Here is a 22,638-nt window from a genome sequence, read left to right as displayed (position 1 = left end):
GGCGGGCGAGAAGGCGTCAGGCGACGAGCCAGGCTTCGGCCAGTCGGACCCAGTAGCTCGCGCCGATCGCGAGAATGTCGTCGTTGAAGTCGTAGCCGGGGTTGTGCACCATGCAGCCGCCCTTGCTGCCGATGCCGTTGCCGATGAACGCGTAGCAGCCGGGGCGCGCCTCGAGCATGTATGCGAAATCCTCGCTGCCCATCAGCGGCGCGGCGTCCGCTTCGACGCGATCCGCGCCGAGCATCGCGCGCGCGACGTCCAATGCGAACGCAGTCGGCTCGGGATGATTGACGAGCACCGGATAACCGTAGTCATACTGAATGTCCGCGGCAACGCCGAAGCTTTCCGCCTGGCCCTTCACGAGCGCTTCGATGCGGCGCGCGAGCAGCTCGCGCACGTCGGCGTTCAGCGCACGCACCGACAGCTTCATCACGACGGTCTCGGGGATGATGTTGAACGTCTCGCCGGCCTGGACGCTGCCCACGGTGATCACGGCCGCCTGCTGCGCATCGACTTCGCGCGCGACGATCGTCTGCAGCGCGACCATGATGCTGCCTGCCGCCGACATCGGATCGCGTGCGAAATGCGGCATCGCGCCGTGGCCGCCGAAGCCGTGCAGCGTGATCGTCACGCGGTCGGAGGACGCCATCGCGGCGCCCGCGCGGAACGTCATGTCGCCTGCCGCGCGGCCGGGCATGTTGTGGATCGCGAAGATCGCATCGCACGGAAAGCGTTCGAACAGGCCGTCGTCCATCATCGCCTTCGCACCGCCGAAATTCTCTTCGGCGGGCTGGAAGATGAGATTCAGCGTGCCGGAGAATCGCCGCGTCGCGGCGAGGTGGCGCGCTGCGCAGAGCAGCATCGCCGTGTGGCCGTCGTGTCCGCATGCATGCATCTTGTTCGTATGACGGCTCGCGTACGGCAGCCCCGTCGCTTCGGCGATCGGCAGCGCGTCCATGTCGGCGCGCAGGCCGAGCGTGCGCGCGCCTTGTCCTTCGCGCAGCACGCCGACGACGCCCGTCTTGCCGAGCCCGCGATGCACGTCGTAGCCCCAGCCGGCGAGCAGCTCGGCGACGAGATCGCTCGTGAGCGTCTCTTCGAATGCGAGTTCGGGATGCGCGTGGATCCGGCGGCGCACGTCGATCAGATCGGGCGCGATTGCGGCGATGCCGGGGATGACGGGATTCTCGGGCTGCATGCTGTCTCCTTGTGGGGCATGGGTGCGCGCTTGCGCGGACTTGTCGGCGAAGCATATGAATTTTTTTCGCGCACCATAAGCTGATAAATTGCGTCGGTGCTCACTGCGGGTTGCCTCTAGGGAACACCCTGATCCACTGCGGTGCAGCGAATGAAAGGCTTCTCCGAATCGCGCGTTCCGTATGAAATATCATCAGTTGAAAGCGTTCGTCGCCGTCGCCGACGAGGGAAGCATTCGCGCGGCCGCGCGCCGGCTGAACGTGTCGCCGGCGGCGTTGACGAAGGCGGTCAAGGAACTGGAGCTCGCGCTCGGCGTGTCGCTCGTCGTGCGCACGGCGCGCGGCGTGCAGCTCACCGGATTCGGCCAGCAGCTTCAGGTGCGCGCGCGCCTCATCGTCGCCGAAATGCAGCGTGCGCGCGACGACATCGAACAGGCGCAAGGCGCGACGACGGGCGCTGTCGCGGCGGCCATCACGCCTGCCGCAGCGGTGACGATCCTGCCGGACGCATTTCGCGCGTTTCGGCGGCGCTTTCCGGTCGCGCGCGTGAGCATCGTCGAAGGGTTTCCGGCTGTCGCGCTGCCGAAGTTGCACGACGGATCGCTCGATTTCGCCGTGTCGGTGGTGGTGCCGGAGCTGCTCGCCGCAGAGTTCGATCACTCGGAGCTGTATGCGAGCCGACACGTGATCGTCGCGCGCAAAGATCATCCGCTCGCGTCGGCGACGTCGCTCGCCGATCTTGTCGACGCCGACTGGCTGATGAATCCGTCGCCCGAAAGCTCGACGCAGCTCATGTTCAACTGTTTCGTCGAGCACGGCTTGCCGACGCCGATGCGTGTCGTCGAGTGCCCGAGCTATGCGATCGCGCACAGCCTCATTCAGGGCTCCGATCTGATTGCCGCGATGCCCGAGCAGTTGCTCGACGTCGAATGGTCGCGCGACCGGATCGCGGTGCTGCCGATACGCGAGACGATTCCGGCCGTGACCGTGCAGGTGGTGACGCGCCGTGACAGCCCGCTGACGCCGGCTGCGTCGATGCTGGTCGATTGCATGCGCGATGCGGCGCGGCGGCATGGATTGCGTTGACGCTGGACGCGTGCGGCTCGGTTCGTTCCGGTTGCCGTATCACGCGGTGGCGCTTGGTTGGGTTGTCGCGCGGCGCGGGTGGGTCAGGCATTTGCTGCGGGTCGATCGACATGCTCGGCCCCCGGCCTCTCGCCTCTCGCATCTCGTCGAAAGGCAAGCGAGGCGGACGCTCGTCGCGCGTTCCATGCCGATCGCGTCCGCTCCAGTTGCCCCGGTTGCGCGCTCGCGCGGCGCGTTGCGCGTTACGCGAGTGCCGGATAGCCGAGCGCGGCCGCGTCGCGCGCAAATCGTTCGATCTCCGAGTAATCGTCGGGCACGAGCCGCTCGAAGCCGCGTAGTCGCAACACGTGCGCGCGTTCGACGTCGGCCGCGACCGCCGCATCGAGTGCGTCGCGCAGTGACGCGGCTTGCTCGTCGCCGAGCGCGCGCGATGCGATGAACGGCAGGCTCGGCGCGGATGCCGTCGCGCCGATGATCCGCACGCCGCGCAGCAGCTCGGGCAATGCATCGCGCACGTACGCGAGCGTCACGCAGTCGATGGCGGCAAGATCCGCTTCGCCCGCGTCGAGCGCGCGCAGCGCGCCCAGATGCGAGCCGGTGCATGTGACCGTCGAGAAGAAGCGTCCATCGCGCGCATGCCGCGAGACCGCGTGACGCAGCGCATTCATTCCGCTGTGCGAATCGTCTCCGTTATAGGCGGCGCGCAGGCCGCGGCAGGCGGCGAGCGTCGTCGCGCCGCGCGCGTGTGCGTCGCGCGATACGACGAGCGCGCTTCGGTAGCGTGCGCCGTCGCAGCCGTCGGCGTCGAATACGGGCGATGCGATCAGATGGACCGTGTCGGCGACGCCGAGCACTCGGTACGGATAGCCGCACGTCTGCGACAGCAGCAAATCGTCGCGGCGCCATAGCGGCAGCAGCTCGCCGAACGGCTCGTCGAGCAGCGTGACGTCGGCCGGGCCGCCCGCGCGCGCGAACCTGCGCAGCGCATCGCGCAGCAGCGCGCGCCACAGCGCGGCGTGGCGCGGCGTCACGTTATACATCGGCAGTCCGGCGATCCATCGAGTCATCCCGACATTCTACGGATTTCAGCGCATTCGGCGGGCGCGCGTCCCGCTTGCCGGGTCTGCGAACGCATCGCTGCTTCGACATCGACATCGACATCGACATCGACATCGACATCGACATCGCCGGAACCGATGCACCGTCCTTTTCGCGATTTCGCCACATCGAACGCCGATCCCGCCGCATAAGCAAATGCGAATCCATTGGTTGGTCCGGCGGTGGCGGTTGGTTACGGTGCGTGTTCCGCCGTGCGTATCGCGGGCGACGACGTTGTCGTTCGCGCTTGTCGACGTTCGGCCTCCGTCATTACTGAAACATGGCCGAATACTTCGACGTAGATCATGCGCGCGAGATCGAGGCGCTCGGCGGCCGTTTCGCCGCGCGCACCGAGTGGCCGACCTGGCTGCTGATCGTCGTCATCTACGGCGGCTGGCTCGGCGTGCTGCTGTGCGTGCGCGCCGGGCGACTGCCGCTCGCGGCCGCGACGCCGCCGCTGATCGCGCTGTGCGCATGGCACACGTCACTGCAGCATGAGCTGCTGCACGGCCATCCGACGCGCTCCGCGCGCTTGAGCAAGCTGCTCGGCTATCCGCCGCTGGCGGTTTGGTATCCGTACACGCTGTATCGCGATACCCATCTCGAGCATCACCGCGACGAAGACCTGACGGTGCCGGGCATCGATCCGGAAAGCAATTACGTGCCGCGTGCGCAGTGGGTGCGGCTCCCGCACTGGCGGCGCGCGCTGTGGCATGCGCGCAAGAGCTTCGTCGGGCGGTTCGTCGTCGGGCCGCCGGCGAGCGTCGCCGCGATGTGCGCGGATACGCTGCACGCATGGCGCGGCGGCGACTGGCGCTACGCGCCGATGTGGGCCGCGCACGGCGTGTCCGTCGTCATGTTGCTCGCGTGGCTGCATTTGTCGGTCGGCGTGCCGTGGTGGTACTACCTGTTCGCGATCACGTGGCCCGCGCAGTCGCTTGCGATGATTCGTTCGTTGTACGAGCATCGCGCAGCCGCGCATCCGAAGGCGCGCATCGCGATCAACGAAGCCGGCCCCGTGATGCGCCTCCTGTACCTGAACAACAACTACCATCTCGTGCATCACGATCTGCCGAAACTGCCCTGGTATCACCTGCCGCGCGCCTACCGGATGCGACGCGATGCGTATGCGCGAAAATGCGGCGGCTTCGTGATTCGCGGCGGCTATTGGGAACTGCTGAAACGCCATGCGTGGCGCGAGACAGATGCGCCCGCTCATCCGTTCGCGCACGACGATGCGTCGGCGCTGGCGCTGGCGAGACGCGGCGCGCGCGTCGCGGTGATCGACGATTGCGTGCAGATCGGCGGATGATGGCTACTTGAACGATATCGTGCGCTACGCGGACGTGATGTCCGGCGAACGGCGACGTCGGAGCACGCTGCCGCGACGCCTTCGATTCGTGGCAATGTCGTCGTCCGGTACCGACGGTCTCGCACCTACGTTGCGCGCGTGACCGATGCGTCGGCGGGATTAGACGCACGCTTTCCGCATCCGATTCCGCGTCATACGAAAACGCTACGGCGCGGTTCGCGTGTCGTCCGGCGGTCCCTGATTCGTTCCCCGAATTCCTGATCTTTTGCGGCTCGCGTCCGTGCCCATGCGCGCCGCCAAGCCGCGCCATACCAGCCGCGCACGGCCGGATCACTTTGTTACATCTCTTACCGCAGCCGCACCGAAAGGAAACAGATACCTTTCATTGCCCCGGTATACTCGCCGCTGCTTCAAACCTAAAACGAAAGAAGACCTTTCAATTATGTCGAAGAAACTCATCCAGATCGTTGCGATCGCGGCGCTGACTGCTGCTGCGTCGCTGCCGGCCGTCGCCGGCGACATGAACAATGCGCTCGGCGGCGCACTCGGCGGTGTGGCCGGCGCGGCGGTCGGCGGCGCAGTGGGCGGCAGCACGGGGGCGGTGATCGGCGGGGCGGTCGGCGGCGGCGCCGGCGGCGCGGTCACGTCGAATCGCCGCGAGCGCACGGGCGCGATCATCGGCGGCGCGCTCGGCGGCGGTGCGGGCACCGCGGCGGGCAACGCGATGGGCGGCCGCGGCGGCGGCCTGGTCGGCGCGGCCGTCGGCGGCGGCGCGGGTGCCGCGCTCGGCGGCAACATCTCGCGCTCGAATTCGTACAAAGACGACTACGACCGCGGCTATCGCCGGGGCAACCGTCACGGCAAGCATCACCATCGCCACTGAGCAGTGAAGCGAGTCCGATTGGCGTGATTCGATCCGAGGTCGCGCGCTGGGCGCGGAATGCCTGCTTCAGCGCGCGTCGGCCGATTTTCGTGCGATGCGAAATCGTTGCCGGGCGGATCATGCCAAGGCTCTCATGCACGATGGCGGCGTGCGGCTTCGCGCCGCGCGCATGCATCGAGATTCCCTCACCGACGCTGCGTCCGCGTTGCCCATTCGGCGGCCTTCGGTGAATCGAAGGGCTCGCGTTTTCGATCGGCGGCACCGCAGAAAAAGTCGCGGCAGTCGGCTGCCGTGTCGGCGCGCCGGACAGGATGCCGGCGACGCGTATCAGGCCGCACATTCAGGCCGCACATTCAGGCTCGCGTCCCGGCTTCACCCCAAATCGCGCAGGTCGGCCGTCGGCGCCTTGCCGAAGTCGTCGCTCAGCGCGTAGTCGACAAGCTGGCGCGCGGCGTCGTCCGGCGTCGTGAGCGCGCCGCTCGACTTGAGCTGCTCGAACCGCTCGCGCGACGGAAACCGGTCGCTGCTGCTGGCGCGGATCGTCGCCTGCATGCCGGTGTCCACGACGCCCGGCGCGACGCTGCAGATCCGCAGCGCGCGATTCGCATCCGCTGCGACCGCTCGCGCGTGATGATCGAGCGCGGCCTTGGTTGCGCAATAGACGCTCCAGCCTGCATACGCGTTGCGCGCGGCGCCGCTCGAGATGTGCACGATGCGGTGCTCGGCCGTTTCGGACGCGATCTTTGCGATCGCGCTCGCGAGCATCAGCGGCGTCGCGACGTTCAGGCCGACCGCGCGCGCGATCGCCGCCGCGTCCTGCGTGTCGAGCGGGCCGATCGGCTCGACGGTCCCCGCGTTGTTGAACAGCAGCACGCTGCTCGCGCCGGCGACGAAATCGCCGAGCGCGTCGCCGGCGAGCCACGCTTCGACGCGCGCCGGGTCCGACAGATCCAGCTCGGCTTCGACGAACCGGTCGCCCGCCTGCGCGCCGAGCGACGGATGACGGCTGCGCGACAGACCGAGCACCGCGATGTTCCGTTGAAGCAGATGTGCGGCGAGCGCCGCGCCGAGTCCGCGCGTGTGGCCGGTGACGATTGCGCGAACAGCCGGTAATTGAGAAGAGCGAGTGACCATATCGATTCGGAAAATAAAGAGAACTGAATGCGCGGTCTGCGCGATGCGGGACGCGATGGCCGACGATCTGTTTCAGCGGCGCTCGGCCAATCGATCGACGCGTGTCGAACGGCCGGCCGTTGCGGTCATCCCGTCGGCAGCCGGATCGGCGATGCGCGGCAGGATGACCGGATGAGCCGGTATCCTAACGTCGGCACCAACTTGGCGCAAATGCCGACCGATGAACTGCCGACCGATGAACCCGGTCCATAGCGGAATCGTCCGTCTTCGATCAGGACGCGAGCCATATCAAATGAATATCGTCATGACATGATTGCGTGCTAGCCTTGAGTCGGAATCATGGATGAAATGCCGAATGCGAAGCGAAAACGATTCGCAAACCGAACGATGCCAGGGACGCAAGCCGTTGAATGACGGTTGACGCCCGCCGGCTTATCTCAAGCAATCCTCGATACTCGCCCCCAATGGAACCCATCACGCAGGAATTCGCTCAGCAATTCGGCCGGGAATGGATCGACGCTTGGAATGCGCACGACCTCGACCGGATCCTGTCGCACTACGCCGACGGATTCGAAATGTCGTCGCCGATGATCGCACAGATCGCTGGCGAGCCCAGCGGGTGTCTTTGCGGCAAGGGCGCGGTCGGCGCGTACTGGTCGAAGGCGCTGCACATGATTCCGGATTTGCATTTCGAATGGATTGCAACGCTGGCCGGCGTCGACAGCGTCGCGATTCATTACCGTGGCGCGAAAGGGCGGCTGGCGCTCGAAGTGTTTCACTTCGGGCCGGATCGGCGAGTCGCAAAAGCGTTTGCTCATTACGCCGGATAATCGACTAGCGAGGCATCGAGGCGGCTGTATTTTCTACCGCTTTCGAATCGGACTTGCTGACGGTTTTACCGAATCAAGAAATAGGGCGTCGATCCAGACTCCTTAACAAATTCAATTGCGAGCGACAAGGCGAAACCCATCGTCATTCGACGACGGATCGACGGAGCGATCCGAAAAAGCAAGCGATACGGACACGAGACGAGTGTCGACGAGCCTGCCATGTCGCGTGGCGGCGCGAAGCAAATCGCGATGCGGCTGAAGATGCGTGGTGACCAATCAGCGAGGGCGGCGGCGATTCGCTCGCCGTACTCACTCATGTCATGCCCGGCAATCCATATTTCGACGGTTTCGACGGGCCAGGTCAGGAGAGCATCAATCATGGTCAAGAAACGCATCCATGCCGCATGGGTCGGCGCCGTGATCGCGATGATCGCGCCCGCGGCGCAGGCGCAATACACGACGGACTGGTTGGCGAACAGTTACGGAACCATTGCGTCGCACGTCGGCAACAACGCGCGGTCGATGTGGGTCTCGCCCGAAGGCGTCGTCTATACGGCTTCCTTCTGGGACGAAAACGAAGGCGGCGTCGCGATCTACCAGAACGGCAAGGGCCTCGGTTCGATCGGCACGCACGCCGAGTTCCAGGGCGGCGCGATTACGGGCAACGCGACATCGATCTTCGCGGCGTCGCAATACAGCACCTCGCAGGGCAGCGGCTCGGCCGCGCGCTACAACCGGACGACGCTCGCACGCGATCTCGTGATTCCCGTCAGCGTGTGGAACGCCGTCAGCCGGGCCGACGTGATCACCGGTCTCGCGACGGCGGGCACGCGCCTCTATGCAAGCGACTTCTTCGGCAACCGCGTGCGGGTTTTCACGACCGACGGCGTCTGGCAGCGCGACATCAGCATCGCGAATCCCGGCGCGCTCGCGCTCGACGGTGCGGGAAATATCTGGGTAGCCCAAAAGAACGCGGCCAAGATCGTCGAATTCAGTCCGGCGGGCGCGTTGATGAACACGATCCAGATGCCGACGACGTCGCGGCCGTCGTCGCTGTACTACGATGCATCGAAACGGCAACTGATGGTCGGCGATCAGGGGCCCGACATGAACATCAAGCTTTACGGTATCGCAGGCATTCCGAAGCAGGTCGGCACGTTCGGCGTGCTGGGCGGCTATCTCGACACCACGACGGGCATCAAAGGCCAGGTCGGCGACAAGCGCTTCACGCGCGTGGTCGGCATCGGCAAGGACGCCGCCGGCACGCTATACGTGCTCAACAATCCATGGGGCGGCGGTTGGGATCTCGGCCGCAACGGCGCCACCGACATTCGCGCATACGACACCTTCGGCAACACGTTGTGGAAGCTCCAGGCGCTCAACTTCGAGGCGATCGCCGCGCCGGATCCGACGACGGACGGCGCTTACTTCTATAGCGGGATGAACATCTACACAGGTACCGCGGGCGGCACCTTCGTCGCGAACACCGTCGATCCGTTCACGTACCCTTCCGATCCGCGTCTCGACATGAACGACTACCAGCGCGGCCAGCACTTCGGCCAGCTCGTCAGCGTCGGCGGCAACAAGATTCTCGTCGCATCGGGGCAGAATCCGGGCAACTTCAACTTCTATCACTTCAACGCGGCAAGCGGCTACATCGCGATCCCGGATGCGTCGCTGCCGGGCAAGGCGTTCAATACGACGCTGCAGGTGACGGCCGGATTCTCGATCGACGACAAGGGGGACGTGTGGGCCGGCCTCAACGGGACGAACGCCATCGCGCACTATCCGCTGACGGGCTTCGATGCGACCGGCAAGCCGATCTGGGGCGCGGCCGCTTCGATCCCGACGCCTGCGAGCATCCAGCCTTCGGCGCGCATCCTCCACATGTCCGAGAGCGATACGATGATCCTCGCGCAGGGGTTCGCGGGGAGCTGGGACTGGACGGCGATGAACGGGCGGATCGAGGTCTATCACGGCTGGAACGCCGGCAACGTCACCCAGCCGAATCCGGTCATCACGCTTACGAACCCCAATCCGAAGTCGATCGCGGCGGCCGGCAACTATCTGTTCGTCGGCTACGTGCACACCGTGCCGAACGTCGACGTCTTCGATCTCAACACGGGCCAGCTCGTCACCACGCTGATCAATTCGAACACAGGCACGATGGACGTCGGCAACGACGTCGATTCGATGTACGGCCTGAGAGCCTATCTGCGATCGACGGGCGAATACGTGATCACGAAAGACAACTACAACGGCTCGAGCATCGTCGTCTATCGATGGAGGCCGTGACGGCAGTGCGCTCGATCATGGCGGGCGAACGTCGGATGGCGCGGCGCCGCATCGAGCGCCGCCGGCGTTCATGTGCGACAACGCGGTGACGGTCGGCCAGGCCGTGATGTTGCCGCCGGGCTCGACGGGCAGCAGCGTCGTCGTGCTGGGCGCGTCGAACAACGGGCCGAGCGCGGGTATCGCGCGGCTGAACTTCGCGGACGGAACGAGTGCGCAGGTCACGCTGTCGTTCGACGACTGGACGCTGAACGGCGGCAGCGCGAGCGCGAAGTCGGCGATCGCGGCGACGGCCGCCTATCGCAACGCCGGCAGCGGGCAGACGGACAACGTGAAGACCTACATCTTCGCGCAGAAGATTCCGGTGCCGGCCGGCAAGGTCGTGACGAGCGTCACGCTGCCGCGGCAGGTGAGCGCGGGCAAGATGCACGTGTTCGGCATCGGCGTGGCGGCTTGATGTAGATGCTTGGGCGCGGGCGCATGCCGATGCGTGGCGCTCGCACGAGGCATGCGCGGGTTGGCCGTGGCCGGCGAAAGGCGGCGGCTTGCCGCTGCACGCCGTTCCGACGATCGATGAGCCGCGCTTCACATTTGGCGCGCTTGACGCGAGACGGCAGCGGTCGGGGCCATTGTCGCTTCGTTTCCCTTTCTTGTTCCCGGCGCAGTCATATCGGCGGCTCATCGGATGAATCGGAGTGTGTCGAGCGCGATCGATTGAATAAAAGCTGTTTGAATGGGCTATTTCCAGACTCTCCATCGATATCCGTTCTGATCGAATCCAGTTCGCAGAAGATGATGCACGTGGTCGTTCAAATGGCGAATTCAGTTTCTCGTTTCCGTCTCCCGCATATCGCCCATCATTCCAATCCTGGTCAGCATTTCAATCCGTTAATCAATCGATAAGCCAGAAACGCGTCATCAATCTGAATGAGCGCGGATGGCCGTATTTTTATTCGCCATGTAAGCAGATTCTTCGAACGGTTATTTCGATTAATCAGTATTTATCAAGTTTTAAACGAAAAATAGAATTTCCCTCGCCATTAACCTATTCGATCAGCGAGGTCGAAATTCATGAAAAACGACCGGAACAACGAGATTTCCCTGGCGATCCTGGGCGAAATTCTCAAGATCCATCGTCGATATCCCGAATACACGACGGATTCGGATATCCGTCACGAAATCGAGCAGATTCACGCCGTTCAGCTTCCCAGAATCCGTGTATTCGTCGATACGGCGCGGCCGGTGGAATTCGTCTTGCCGGCGTTCCCGTCCAAATCGCCGAATCCGAACAAGGTGTTGGGGCGCTTTCCGGACATGGCCGAGAAGCTCTCGCTGTCGTTCCTGAATGACCTGTGCGAGCGGATTCGAAGCTTCCATGCGCCCGGCGCGAAGCTGACCATTTGCTCGGACGGCCGGGTGTTCGGCGATCTGATCCGCGTCGACGATCGCGACATCACCGCGTATCAGGGCGCGCTGCGGCAGATCATCGCGGATCTGCATGCGGACCATCTGTCGACGTACAACCTCGAGAACTTCGAAGCGTTCGCGAACCGGACGTCGAGCTTCGGCGAAATGCGGCGGCTGCTCGTCGACGAATTCGCCGATCCGATCGACGCGATCAAGCGAAAGCTGACGAGCGAGGAGGAGGGCACGCTGCTGTATCGCGCGATCACCCGCTTCATGTTCGAAGACGGCTTCACGCCCGACTATCGCGGCTCGAAGGCCGCGCTGCAGAAGGATTCGAAGACGCGCGCGCTCGGCGTGATTCAGCGCAGCTGGGCATGGGGCGCGCTTCTCGCCACGCAATTTCCGGATGCGATTCGCCTGTCGATCCACCCGCAGCCCGCGGCGAGCCTGAAGATCGGCGTCCATATGATGCCGACGCGCGATAACTGGCTGACGCCATGGCACGGCGTCGCGGTCGATTTCGGCGATCAGTTCGTGCTGATGAAGCGCCGCGACGTCGAGCTGCTGGGTGGCCGCATCGTGATGCGCGACGAGCGGCCGAGCCACTACGAAATCGAGCGATCGCAAATCGGCGGCGGCGGTCTCCTTCCGCTTCCCGCCGCCGGCGGCGAAAGCGCTTCGGCCAACGCCGGCAGCCCCCGGATTCCTTTGGAGGCGGTATGAGCGATTTGTTCCTGCAGCGATCGGTGTCGCTCGAGCCGCTGGTCGGCGACGGCGGCGAACCGTGTTCGTTCGGCGTGCTGGTGAAGCCGCGCCGCGCGCATGTTCATGTCGGCGAGCTGTCGGTCGAGTGGCTGCGCGCACTGGTGCGCAGCCAGCAGCTCGTCGTGCTGCGCGGCTTCGACAGCTTCGTCGATGCGGAAAGCATGACCCGCTATTGCGCGACGTTCGGCGAAATCATGATGTGGCCGTTCGGCGCGGTGCTCGAACTGTGCGAGCAGGCGCACCCCGCCGATCATGTGTTCGCAAGCAGCTACGTGCCGCTGCATTGGGACGGCATGTATCTGGAAACCGTGCCGGAATTTCAGGTGTTCCAGTGCGTGCAGGCGATCGGCGAAGCGGATGGCGGGCGTACGACGTTCTCGAGCACGACGGAGGCGCTGCGCGTCGCGACGCCGGAGACGCGCGCGCTGTGGCGCCGCGCGCACGGACGCTATCAGCGCACGGTCGCGCTCTACAGCAACACGGTCGAAGCGCCGATTATCGAGCAGCATCCGCGCCGCGAATTTCCGATCCTGCGCTTCTGCGAGCCGCCGATCGCGGACGACAGCACGTTCATCAATCCGTCGAGCTACGTATTCGGCGGCATCGCCGACGACGAGAAAGAAGCGCTGCTCGGCAGCCTGAAGCGCGCGCTCTACGATCCGCGCGCGCATTACGCGCATCGCTGGCAGACGGGCGACGTCGTGCTCACCGACAACTTCACGCTGTTGCACGGACGCGAGCGCTTCACGAGCCGGACCGGTCGCCATCTGCGCCGCGTTCACATCCACGGTGAGCCGCCGCTGCGCAATCCGCACTTGCCGAAACAGCTGCAAGACGCCGAGACAACCCCCCATGCAGCAGCCTGACAACTTCGTCGACGGAGGAACGACCATGACGTTGATGACCGGAAACGATTATCTCGACAGCCTGCGCGACGGGCGCAACGTGTATCTCGGCGGCGAACGGATCGCCGACGTCACGTCGCACCGCGCGTTCCGCAACGCGGCCCGCAGCATTGCTTCGCTGTACGACGCATTGCATGGCGAGCATCGCGAGCGGCTGACCGCGCCCGATCGGCACGGCCAGGTTACGCATCGCTTCTTCAAGCCGAGCCAGTCGGTCGACGATCTGCTGTCGGCGCACGACGCGATCGAGCTGTGGTCGAAGATGACCTACGGTTTCATGGGCCGCACGCCCGATTACAAGGCGGCGTTCATGTCGGGACTCGAGGCGGGCGCCGACTACTACGGCGACTTTCGTCAGAACGCGGCCGACTGGTACAAGCGCTTCGCGGGCAACGGGCTGTATCTGAACCACGCGATCATCAATCCGCCGCTCGATCGCAGCAAGGCGATTCACGACATGCGCGACGTGTTCGTGCACGTCGTCGACGAGACCGATCGCGGCATTGTCGTGAGCGGCGTGAAGATGCTCGCGACCGCGGGCGCGCTGACCAATGCGACGTTCGTCGCGCCTGTCGCGTCGGCGCTGCTCGAGCCCGGCAAGGCTGACGACTTCGCTGTCGTGTTCTTCGCGCGGATGGACAACCCGGGCCTGAGCCTGATGTGCCGGCCGTCGTACGAAGCCGCCGCGACGAGCCCGTTCGACGCGCCGCTGTCGAGCCGTTTCGACGAGAACGACAGCGTGCTGATCTTCGATCGCGCGCTGATTCCATGGGAAGACGTGCTCGTCTATCGCGACGTGAAGCGCGCGACCGGTTTCTATGCGGCGTCGGGTTTCGCGAATCTCTACAACTTCCAATCCGGCATCCGGCTCGCGGTGAAGCTCGAACTGATGATCGGGCTGCTGTCGCTCGGCACGCACGCGAACGGCACGCAGCAGTTTCGCGGGATTCAGGCGGCGCTCGGCGAGCTGATTTCGCTGTGGCACCTGCTGAGGGCGATCACGTCCGCGATGGCGCGCGACCCCGTGCGCACGCAGGCCGGCGTCGTCGTGCCGAAGCTCGAATACGCATCGGCGCTGCGAATTCAGGTGCCGCAGATCTGGAAGCGCGTGCGCGAGCTGATGGAAACCGCGCTCGGCGGCTCGCCGCTCGTCACCGTATCCGGCGCGGCCGACCTGCTCGATCCGCAGGTGAAGGGGCTGATCGACGCGTACTACCGGGGCGCGGCGCTCGAACCGGAACAGCGGATCAAGCTCTTCAAGCTGATCTGGGACGCGACGGGCAGCGAGTTCGGCTCGCGTCATTCGGTCTACGAAACGCATTACTCCGGCAACTTCGATCAGATCCGTCTCGATTCGCTGACGTGGGCGACCCGGTTCGGCCAGCTCGCCGATTGCGAAGCGTTCGCGCAGCGCTGCATGGACGACTACGACGCGTCGGGCTGGTCGCGAGGGCCGTGGCTGCACGGCTGAATCGCGCCATCCGATCCCTATCGTTTCAACTCAAAGGAGCAATTATGTGCGGCATCACTGGATGGGTCGACTTCGCCCGCGATCTGCGCAACGAGGCGCAGATCGTCGACAGCATGACCGATACGCTCGCGCGCCGCGGCCCGGACGCGCGCGGCGTGTGGCTCGACACGCACGTCGCGCTGGGGCACCGGCGCCTGTCGATCATCGATCTCGAACGCGGCGCGCAGCCGATGCTCACACCGGAGCGCGGCCCGCGCGATCTGCCGCGCGCGGCGATTTCGTATGCGGGCGAAACGTATAACTTCCGCGAGCTGCGGGCCGAGCTGACCGCGCTCGGCCATCGGTTCGACACGCATTGCGACACCGAGGTCGTGCTGCGCGCGTATCTCGAATGGGGCGCGTCGTTCGTCGATCGCCTCAACGGAATGTACTCGATCGCGATCTGGGACACCGCGCGCGACGAGCTGCTGCTCGTTCGCGACCGGCTCGGCGTGAAGCCGCTGTTCTATTACCCGACGGCAGACGGCGTGATCTTCGGCTCCGAGCCGAAGGCGATCCTCGCACATCCGGACGTGCGTGCGCGCACGTCGTCGGAAGGGCTGTGCGACGCGTTGCTGTTCCTGCGCACGCCGGGACAGGTGCCGTTCTCCGGCATGCGCGAACTGAAGCCCGGCCATGTGTTGCGCGTGCGGCGCGGCCGGATCGTCGAAGCGCGCTATTGGGCGCTCGAAGCGCGTCCGCATACCGACGATCTGCCGACGACGATCGCGACGATCCGCTCGCTGCTCGACGACATCGTGTCGCGCCAGATGATTTCCGACGTGCCGCTGTGCGCGCTGCTGTCGGGCGGCATCGATTCGAGCACCATCGCCGCGATCGCGCAGAAGCAGCGGCGCGCGAACGGCGGCGGCGCGCTGTCGACATTCTGCGTCGATTTCACCGGTCACACGCAGCACTTTCGAGCCGACCCGATTCGCCCGACGGCGGATGCGCCGTTTGCGCTCGAGGTTGCGCGGCACATCGGCAGCGACCATCACACGATCGAGCTGGACCAGGCCGGGCTGCTCGATCCTCAGGTGCGCGAAACAGTGATGCGCGCGTGGGACTTGCCGTTCAACTTCGCCGATCTCGACGTGTCGCTATATCGCCTCTTTGCCGAGGTCCGCAAGCACGCGACGGTCGCGCTGTCGGGCGAGGCGGCCGACGAAATCTTCGGCGGCTACCTGTGGTTCTCCGATCCGGCTGCGCGCGGCGCGCAGACGTTCCCATGGCTCAAGCTCGGCGCGCATCGCGGCCTCGATCCGCGTGCGCTGTTCCATCGATGGTTCATCGACGCGCTGAAGCTCGGCGAGTACGAAGCGGATCTCTATCGCGCGGCGCTTGCCGAGGTGCCGCGCCTCGACGGCGAAAACGCGGAGGATCGTCGCACGCGCGAGCTGCACTATCTGACGCTGACGCGCTGGCTGCCGGTGCTGCTCGACAAGAAGGACCGGATGGGCATGGCGAGCGGCCTGGAAGGGCGCGTGCCGTTCTGCGACCACCGGCTCGTCGAATACGTGTTCAACATCCCATGGGCGATGAAGACGTTCAGCGGCCAGGAGAAGGCGCTGTTGCGCGCGGCGGCCGCCGATCTGCTGCCGGAGTCGGTGCTGAACCGCAAGAAGGCCGCATATCCGTCGATTCAGGCGCCGGGCTACGACCGCGGTCTCATCGCGCGCCTCAATCAGGCGATCGACGGCGGTCGCGCGCCGCTGAAGCCGTTCCTCGACGGCGGCGCGCTGCGCAACCTGACCGCGAAGACCGCGACCGGCAGCCTTTCGGAATTCGAACGAATCCTGCTGGAGTCGAGCAGCCGGCTCAACGACTGGCTCGATCTCTATCGAATCGAACTCGACGGCGTCCCGGCGCGTTGATCCTTTGACGAACACTTGGAGCGAACTGATGCAAGCAATCGAGATCCGCGAGACGGGCGGCCCGGACGTCCTCAATTACGTGGCGCGCACCCGGCGAGAGCCCGGCGAAGGCGAGCTGCTCGTCGAGCTCGCCGCGGCCGGCGTGAACTTCATCGATCTGTACCGCCGCGAAGGCCGTTATCCGATGCCGCTGCCCGGCACGCCGGGCGAAGAGGGCGCGGGGCGCGTGCTCGCGGTCGGCCCGAACGTCACGCGTTTCAAGCCGGGCGATCGCGTCGCTTGGACGACCGTGATGGGCAGCTATGCGACACACGTGATCGTGCCGGAGGACAAGGCGATCGTCGCGCCGGACGCAATCGATCTGCAGACGGCCGCCGCCGCGCTCGTCCAGGGGATGACCGCGCACTATCTCGTCAATGATTCATACAAGGCCCGCGAAGGCGACACCGTGCTCGTTCATGCGGCGTCGGGCGGCGTCGGGCTGCTGCTGACGCAGTGGCTGAAGCAGCGCGGGGTGCGGGTGATCGGCACCGTGTCGACCGAACAGAAGGCGGCGCTTGCGCGCAGCAACGGCGCGGACGACGTGATCCTGCACCACGCGGCCGACGATCTCGCCGCCGAGGTGCGCCGGTTGACGGACGGCAAGGGCGTGCATGCGGTGTACGACGGCATCGGCGCCGCGACGTTCGACGCGAGCCTCGCGAGTCTCAGGACGCGCGGCACGCTGGTGATTTTCGGCGGTGCGAGCGGCCCGGTGCCGCCCGTCGACGTGATGCGGCTCTTGTGGGGCGGCTCGCTCACGTTGACGCGTCCATATCTCGAACACTTCCGCGCGACCGTCGACGAATTTCTGTGGCGCGCGGGCGAAGTGTTCGACGCTGTCGCGGACGGTTCGCTCGAGATCAGGATCGGCGGCATCTATCCGCTCGCCGACGCGCGGCAGGCGCATGCCGATCTCGCCGCGCGCCGGACCACCGGCAAGCTGCTGCTCGTGCCGTGACGCGGATGCGCCCGCTCGCTCACTCATTGAACAGGATGCCTATCTATGGGAAAGATCATCGGCGCAGGCCTGATTTCACATGCGCCCGTCGTGATGATGTCGGAGGCGACGCGGCTTCATGAAAACGGCGGCCGCGACTTCACGCTCGCGACCGGCCTGATGCAGCTTCGGCGCGAAGTGTTCGACGCCGGCGACTACGACACGGTGCTCGTCTTCGACAGCCATTGGCGGACCACGACCGAGGCGGTCGTCACCGCGCACGCGCGGCGCGAGGGCCGCTTCACGTCGGACGAGATGCCGAACGCGATCCGGCAGTTGCCGTACGATCTCGCCGGCGATCCTGAGCTCGCGCGCGCGATCGCCGAACTGGCGCCGCGGCGCGCGTCATGGATCGCCGCGGTCGACGATCCGTGCCTGCCGATCCACTACGCGACGCTCAATCCGTGGACCTATCTCGGACGGCCCGACAAGCGCTGGATTTCCGTTTCCGTGTGCCAGACCGCGACCACCGGCGATTACCTGCGGATGGGCGAGATCGTCGCGGAGGCGGTCGAGCGGCTCGACCGCAACGTGCTGCTGATCGCGTCGGGCGGACTGTCGCACGTGTTCTGGCCGCTCGCGGAACTGCGCAACCGGATGGCGGGCGCTGCGTCGAACATCGTGACGCCGGCCGCGCGCGCGGCGGACGAACGGCGGATCGCGTGGCTCGAAGAAGGGCGGCACGACCGGGTGATCGAAACGATGCCGGCGTTTCTGCATTTTCATCCGGAGGCGAACTTCGGCCACTATCTGATGATGGCGGGCGCGATCGGCGCGCACGCGTGCGCGGCGCGCGGGCGTTTCTTCAGCGAGTACGAGAACGGGATCGGCACCGGTCACGTTCATCTGTGGTTCAGTCCGGCCGATCGCGGGTGGACGCGGGCGGCGCCGCAGCGCCACGGGAAAGCGGCAGGCGCATGATCGGGACGATGCGCGGGCGGCGGCGCACGATCGCCTGGAGATCGCTGCGTGCATGAGCGGCGGACACGATGCCGCAGGCTTTCGATACGATCGCGGCCGACAGATCGAACTCGATGCGCGATATCCGTGCGGGCGACGGCCAGTCTGAACCCGTCGTCACCCCGCATGAAGCCGGAGAGCGGCGCGCTGCTCCGATGCTCGGCCCGACGTACACGAGCGAGCATCGAAGCGAGCGCCGTTCCGCATGAAGCGACAGAACGTGTTCGCCGCTAGGTCGGAGCCGCGCCTGCACGCATCTGTTCGCCGGACAGACCGGCCAGATACGCCTGAACCGCGCCGAGGAACAGTCGCTCCCGAACCGACGCATGCCGGGAAGACGTGCGAAACGCGTAGATGCCGCCTTTCGGCATCGTCCACGTCGGCAGCAGCCGGTGCAGGCGTCCCTCCCGCAAGTCCTCGGCGACCAGATAGTCGGGAAACGCGCTAACGCCCGCGCCTTCGAGCACCATCTGATGCGCGAGCAGCACGCATTTCACCTTGAGGCGGCCGTTCGTCTGGATCCGGACCGAGCGGCCGTCGTTGCCGAACACCGAATAGCTGAGGTTCGCGAGCCCGCCGTGCCCGATCCAATGCGAACTGGGCAGATCGTCAGGATGTCTTGGCACCGCGCGCTTGCGCAAATACTCGGGCGATGCGACGAGCACCTGGTCGAATGCGCCGAGCATCTTCATCCGGAAGCCCTTCTTCTTCGGCCAGCCCGTCTCGAACGCGAGATCGATGCGCTTGCCGACCAGATCGATTTCCTCGTCGTTGCATACGATCTCGAGCTCGATCTGCGGGTGCCGATGAATGAACGTCGCGGCGATCGAACTCAGATGCGCGGTGGAGAAACCGCTGGGCGCCGCGACGCGCAGCAGGCCGGTCGATTCGTGGCGCAGGCACCGGATGCTGCCGATCACGTCGTACAGGCCGCTGACGAACTCCTGGGACGCCGAATACAGCTTGTTGCCGGCGTCGGTAGGCGCAATCCTGCGAGTGCTTCTCATCACGAGCTGAGTGTCGATCTCCGCTTCGAGGCGGCTCAGGTATTCGCTGACCAGCGATTTCGACATGCACAGACATTCTGCTGCCGCAGTGAAACTACCCTTCTCGACAATCGCCATGAAAACGCGCAGGTGATTCAAATTTCTTATCCCCGCCTCGGACATATTTCCCACCTCAAGAACGGTCATGTTTCGAAATACCGGGCGGCGCACCCGTCCTGCTGCGGACGGAGCGCCGATGTCGCAACGGCATTGCATTGCAATAAGGCGGCATGAACCCGGTGCTGGATCTGGACGATGGCTGTTCCGACGCATGCGGCATGTGCCGTCGGGGAGTATCGTGGGAGGGCGCGACGTCGGGCGGGCAATGGGATGCGCGCGACCGCGCGCGATCCGCTCGTCGCGGACCGAGGCTGCCGACGTGCGCGTCGCCGTCGGCGGCACGGCGCGAATCAGGCGATCGGCGTCGCCGCGACGGCGATGGGCTACGACCGTCAAATTCGTCCTCCTTTGCATGCTCGAACCACGAAAGAGGATCCAAGCGAGCCAGAATTCATCGCAGCCCTTGTTTTTCACTTGCGGAAATCGGTTCATCGGCAAGGCAATGCGATGCAGCAGCAATCAAATTTCGCAGAATTCATGCTCCCTCGCATACGCTTTACAGCCATCGCCGCCAGTATTCCATAGCTGACTTAAGATCTTAATAAAAGAATGGTAAATAATTTTGTCTGAGACGACTATCTCTAAGATATCGCCTCGATCGCTGACGAAAAATTACAAATCGACTGGGACTGAATCGATTCATTGTTTCGGCTTCTTCAATCCTTTACGGCGCCTTCATGTTTGGCGTGTGATGCCGCGAGGGTGGTTTTTAAGCGCGGACGATGCGCCGGACTCGAGGTGGAGCGGCGGTGCGGCAGGCGGTGCAAGACCTGAGCCGCGATGGCGTGTGGACGCGGGATACCGCTACGGTATGGGGCGTGAGACAGTGAATTCGGATAAAAATGGCGTGATTTCGGTCGAACTCGGCGGAATTCATCCTTTTCGGATAAATGTGGAAATCTTGATCTTGGGTGGCCGAGAGACTGGTCTTATTTTGGAATTAAGTTACCCGCAGGTTACTGACGGGAACGAATCGTTATTGTGATTCGGTTCTCTTTGGGTTACTAATAACGTGAATGCGAGATCCATTTGATGCGTGCTTAAAATACACATCGGCGATGTCGAAAGCAGTCCGTCATTTGACGGGCGTGATGAGCGATCAGGAATGGCCGATCGAAGCGGAGGCGGTGGAGGCGGTGGAGGCGCGAGCGCCACGTGCTCGCGCAATGCCCCGTCTCCATTGCGGCGCGCAGGAAGTGAATCGAGCGTGCCGCGACGTCGCACATGAACATGTCGGCGCAACGGGCCAGGCGATGCGATCGGCGCGGCGATGCGATGCGTGTCGACATATTGAATGCAGATGTCGGGTTGCCGGCCAGCGATGACAGGCATCGACGGCGCGCGGCGGTATTGGCCACCGCCCGTCCGGCGGACGCGATTCCGGCTGATCGACGGGCTGTCGCCGTGCCGATTTCGCCGCGTTTTCTTCACATCAATCCGGCCTCTCACGTCGCCATGGGCCGCTGCGCATGAGCCGTCGGCGCGCGCTGCTTCACGTTCCGCGCGCGCGGAACGCGATCTCGCTTCATGCGAGGGAAAACCCCTCCATCCCATTCCCGTTTCATGGGAAATTCGGTTTTAATTTTTGAGAGTGGTCTGGCATGCTGACTTCGTTGTCACATGCATTGCTTTTGTCGTGAATTCAGGAACCACAGTCACTGGTGCGGAGCGCGTGCTGCTCGTGCTGGCCGCGCTTGCGAGCCATGGCAAGGCCATGTCGGTGAAGGATCTGCAGGGCGTCACGGGGCTCGCGCAAAGCACGCTGTATCGGCAGATCGCGTTGCTCAAGCGCTGGGGCTTCGTCGCCGAACATACGGGGCACTATGCGCCTGGTCCGATCAGTCTTCAGCTTGCGCTCGGCTTCGACGTCAACTCGATGCTTGTCGAAGCGAGCCGCATGGAGATGCAGCAGCTCGCACGGGCGTCGAAGGAGAGCGTCGGGCTCGTCGTCGCGGTGAAGAATCAGGCGATGTGCCTCGACAGGGTCGACAGCGAGCAGTCGCTGCGCTGCTCGTTCGAAAAGGGCCGCGCGGTGCCGCTGAAGGCGGGCGCGTCGGCGAAATCGCTGCTGGCCTTCATGGCGGAGAACGCGCGCAGCGAAGTGCTGGACTCGGTATTCGCCGGCGACCGCGCCGGGCGCGCGGCCATCGAAGCCGAACTGGAGCGGATTCGCGCGCAGGGCTATGCGGTGAGCGATAGCGAGGTCGACCCCGGCGTCTGGGGCGTCAGCGCGCCGATATTCCATCGCACATGGCGTGGCGTGAGCAGCTCCGCGTCGATCACGCTGATGGCGCCTTCGACGCGCGCGATCGGCCGCGAAAGCCAGTTCATCGACGGGACGCTGCGAACCGCTCGCGCGATTTCCCTGCATCTGCAAGCCGAATGATCCGTCTCACCCCGAGCCTCAAAGGAGTTTTTCGATGAAATTGCAACGTCTGCTGTCCCTTGCCTGCTTCGCGCTGGCGACCACCTTCGCCGGCTTTTGCGGCAACGCCGCGGCGCAAACCCCTGACGTTTTGTGCGTGGCGACCGACGCCACGTTCGCGCCGATGGAGTACACCGAAAACGGTGTGCGAACCGGCTTCGACATCGACATGATGAATGCGCTCGCCAAAGCAATGGGCAAGAGCGTGCAGTGGACGGACATCGACTTCAAGGGACTGATTCCCGGCCTGATCGCGCATCGTTTCGACGCGGCGATCTCGGCGATATACATCACCGACGAGCGCGCCAAGGTTGTCGATTTCGCCGGCCCGTACTACGCGGGCGGTCTCGTCGCGCTGGTGAAGCGCGATTCGCCGATCAAGACGGTGGCCGATCTGAGCGGCAAGAAGGTGTCGGTGCAGGTGGGCACCAAGTCGGTGAACTTCCTGCGCGACAACTTCCCGCAGATCACGCGCGTCGAAGTGGAAAAGAACCAGGAAATGTTCGACCTCGTCGGCATCGGCCGCGCCGATGCCGCCGTCACCGGCAAGCCGGCCGCCTATCAGCTGGTCCGTACGCGCGGTGGCTTCCGCGTGCTCGACAAGCCGCTGACGACCGAGCAGTACGGCATCGCCGTGCGCAAGGACGAGCCGCAATTGAAGGCCGCGCTCGACGCCGCGTTGGCGAAGATCAAGGCCGACGGCACGTATGCGGCGATCGTCCGCAAGTGGTTCGGCGCCGGCGCGCAATAACCGGC

General features: G+C 64.9%; 19 protein-coding genes and 1 pseudogene. 15 read left to right on the top strand and 5 right to left on the bottom strand.

All coding sequences use genetic code 11. The features are described from left to right. Positions 1-16 precede the first annotated feature (16 nt). A complete protein-coding gene (locus WS70_RS30280; protein ID WP_059596901.1) occupies positions 17-1,198 on the bottom strand; it encodes a M20 aminoacylase family protein in 1,182 nt (393 codons plus the stop codon). A 181-nt stretch (positions 1,199-1,379) separates the two neighbouring features. On the opposite strand from WS70_RS30280, the gene WS70_RS30275 reads away from it, so the two are divergent. Then, complete coding sequence (locus tag WS70_RS30275; RefSeq protein ID WP_059596902.1) at positions 1,380-2,282, top strand: LysR substrate-binding domain-containing protein; 903 nt, start codon at positions 1,380-1,382, stop codon at positions 2,280-2,282. A gap of 242 nt (positions 2,283-2,524) precedes the next feature. On the opposite strand, the gene WS70_RS30270 is transcribed toward WS70_RS30275, so the two are convergent. Continuing rightward, a complete protein-coding gene (locus WS70_RS30270; protein ID WP_059471096.1) occupies positions 2,525-3,349 on the bottom strand; it encodes a phosphate/phosphite/phosphonate ABC transporter substrate-binding protein in 825 nt (274 codons plus the stop codon). Positions 3,350-3,660: 311 nt separating this feature from the next. Between WS70_RS30270 and WS70_RS30260 the strand changes: the two genes are divergently transcribed. Next, positions 3,661-4,692, top strand: coding sequence for a fatty acid desaturase (locus WS70_RS30260; protein ID WP_059471095.1), 1,032 nt, complete (start codon positions 3,661-3,663; stop codon positions 4,690-4,692). 442 nt (positions 4,693-5,134) lie between these two features. Beyond that, positions 5,135-5,575: a hypothetical protein gene (locus WS70_RS30255; RefSeq protein ID WP_059471094.1), complete on the top strand. Its 441-nt coding sequence runs from the start codon at positions 5,135-5,137 to the stop codon at positions 5,573-5,575. A gap of 372 nt (positions 5,576-5,947) precedes the next feature. Here WS70_RS30255 and WS70_RS30250 read toward each other — a convergent pair whose 3' ends face one another. After that, positions 5,948-6,709 carry an SDR family oxidoreductase gene (locus tag WS70_RS30250; RefSeq protein ID WP_059471093.1) on the bottom strand — a complete coding sequence of 254 codons (762 nt, stop codon included), beginning with the start codon at positions 6,707-6,709 and terminating at the stop codon, positions 5,948-5,950. 464 nt (positions 6,710-7,173) lie between these two features. Between WS70_RS30250 and WS70_RS30245 the strand changes: the two genes are divergently transcribed. Further along, positions 7,174-7,539 (top strand): nuclear transport factor 2 family protein, encoded by a 366-nt coding sequence (locus WS70_RS30245; RefSeq protein WP_059471092.1) that lies wholly within the window; start codon positions 7,174-7,176, stop codon positions 7,537-7,539. A 65-nt stretch (positions 7,540-7,604) separates the two neighbouring features. Here the strand turns inward: WS70_RS30245 and WS70_RS30240 are convergent, their stop codons facing one another. Then, on the bottom strand, positions 7,605-7,925 hold the full coding sequence (locus WS70_RS30240) for a hypothetical protein (RefSeq protein WP_156438093.1): 321 nt from the start codon (positions 7,923-7,925) through the stop codon (positions 7,605-7,607). Between WS70_RS30240 and WS70_RS30235 the strand changes: the two genes are divergently transcribed. The 8 genes and pseudogenes from WS70_RS30235 (at position 7,918) to WS70_RS30200 (ending at position 18,252) form a co-directional block, all read left to right on the top strand. Then, a complete protein-coding gene (locus WS70_RS30235; protein ID WP_059471090.1) occupies positions 7,918-9,834 on the top strand; it encodes an SMP-30/gluconolactonase/LRE family protein in 1,917 nt (638 codons plus the stop codon). The genes WS70_RS30240 and WS70_RS30235 overlap by 8 nt on opposite strands. Further along, positions 9,824-10,288 (top strand): annotated as a pseudogene (locus WS70_RS30230) (GH92 family glycosyl hydrolase); the annotation flags it as partial. The gene WS70_RS30235 and the pseudogene WS70_RS30230, both read left to right, overlap by 11 nt. A 614-nt stretch (positions 10,289-10,902) precedes the next feature. After that, positions 10,903-11,961, top strand: a complete 1,059-nt coding sequence (locus WS70_RS30225; protein WP_059471088.1) for an L-tyrosine/L-tryptophan isonitrile synthase family protein — start codon at positions 10,903-10,905, stop codon at positions 11,959-11,961. After that, positions 11,958-12,869, top strand: a complete 912-nt coding sequence (locus tag WS70_RS30220; RefSeq protein WP_059471087.1) for a TauD/TfdA dioxygenase family protein — start codon at positions 11,958-11,960, stop codon at positions 12,867-12,869. Before WS70_RS30225 ends, WS70_RS30220 begins: the two co-directional genes overlap by 4 nt. Positions 12,870-12,894: 25 nt before the next feature. Then, positions 12,895-14,379, top strand: a complete 1,485-nt coding sequence (locus tag WS70_RS30215) for a 4-hydroxyphenylacetate 3-hydroxylase family protein (protein ID WP_059471086.1) — start codon at positions 12,895-12,897, stop codon at positions 14,377-14,379. Between the two features lie 44 nt (positions 14,380-14,423). Next, on the top strand, positions 14,424-16,292 hold the full coding sequence (gene asnB, locus WS70_RS30210) for an asparagine synthase (glutamine-hydrolyzing) (RefSeq protein ID WP_059596903.1): 1,869 nt from the start codon (positions 14,424-14,426) through the stop codon (positions 16,290-16,292). Between the two features lie 28 nt (positions 16,293-16,320). Next, complete coding sequence (locus tag WS70_RS30205; protein WP_059596986.1) at positions 16,321-17,292, top strand: quinone oxidoreductase family protein; 972 nt, start codon at positions 16,321-16,323, stop codon at positions 17,290-17,292. Between the two features lie 45 nt (positions 17,293-17,337). Continuing rightward, the gene (locus WS70_RS30200; protein WP_059596904.1) at positions 17,338-18,252 is read left to right on the top strand and encodes a DODA-type extradiol aromatic ring-opening family dioxygenase; all 915 of its coding nucleotides are present in this window, start codon (positions 17,338-17,340) and stop codon (positions 18,250-18,252) included. A gap of 269 nt (positions 18,253-18,521) precedes the next feature. On the opposite strand, the gene WS70_RS30190 is transcribed toward WS70_RS30200, so the two are convergent. Beyond that, positions 18,522-19,460 (bottom strand): LysR family transcriptional regulator, encoded by a 939-nt coding sequence (locus WS70_RS30190; protein WP_162499018.1) that lies wholly within the window; start codon positions 19,458-19,460, stop codon positions 18,522-18,524. Positions 19,461-20,681: 1,221 nt separating this feature from the next. Between WS70_RS30190 and WS70_RS32040 the strand changes: the two genes are divergently transcribed. The 3 genes from WS70_RS32040 (at position 20,682) to WS70_RS30175 (ending at position 22,633) form a co-directional block, all read left to right on the top strand. Continuing rightward, positions 20,682-20,930 (top strand): hypothetical protein, encoded by a 249-nt coding sequence (locus tag WS70_RS32040; RefSeq protein WP_159082994.1) that lies wholly within the window; start codon positions 20,682-20,684, stop codon positions 20,928-20,930. A gap of 163 nt (positions 20,931-21,093) precedes the next feature. Beyond that, the gene (locus WS70_RS30180; RefSeq protein ID WP_059471155.1) at positions 21,094-21,843 is read left to right on the top strand and encodes an IclR family transcriptional regulator; all 750 of its coding nucleotides are present in this window, start codon (positions 21,094-21,096) and stop codon (positions 21,841-21,843) included. 34 nt (positions 21,844-21,877) lie between these two features. Further along, positions 21,878-22,633, top strand: a complete 756-nt coding sequence (locus tag WS70_RS30175; protein ID WP_059596905.1) for a transporter substrate-binding domain-containing protein — start codon at positions 21,878-21,880, stop codon at positions 22,631-22,633. The last annotated feature ends 5 nt before the right edge of the window (positions 22,634-22,638 follow it).

The sequence above is a fragment of the Burkholderia mayonis genome (assembly GCF_001523745.2).
GTDB classification, from domain to species: Bacteria; Pseudomonadota; Gammaproteobacteria; order Burkholderiales; family Burkholderiaceae; genus Burkholderia; species Burkholderia mayonis.
This window is presented reverse-complemented; position numbering and strand designations above follow the sequence as displayed.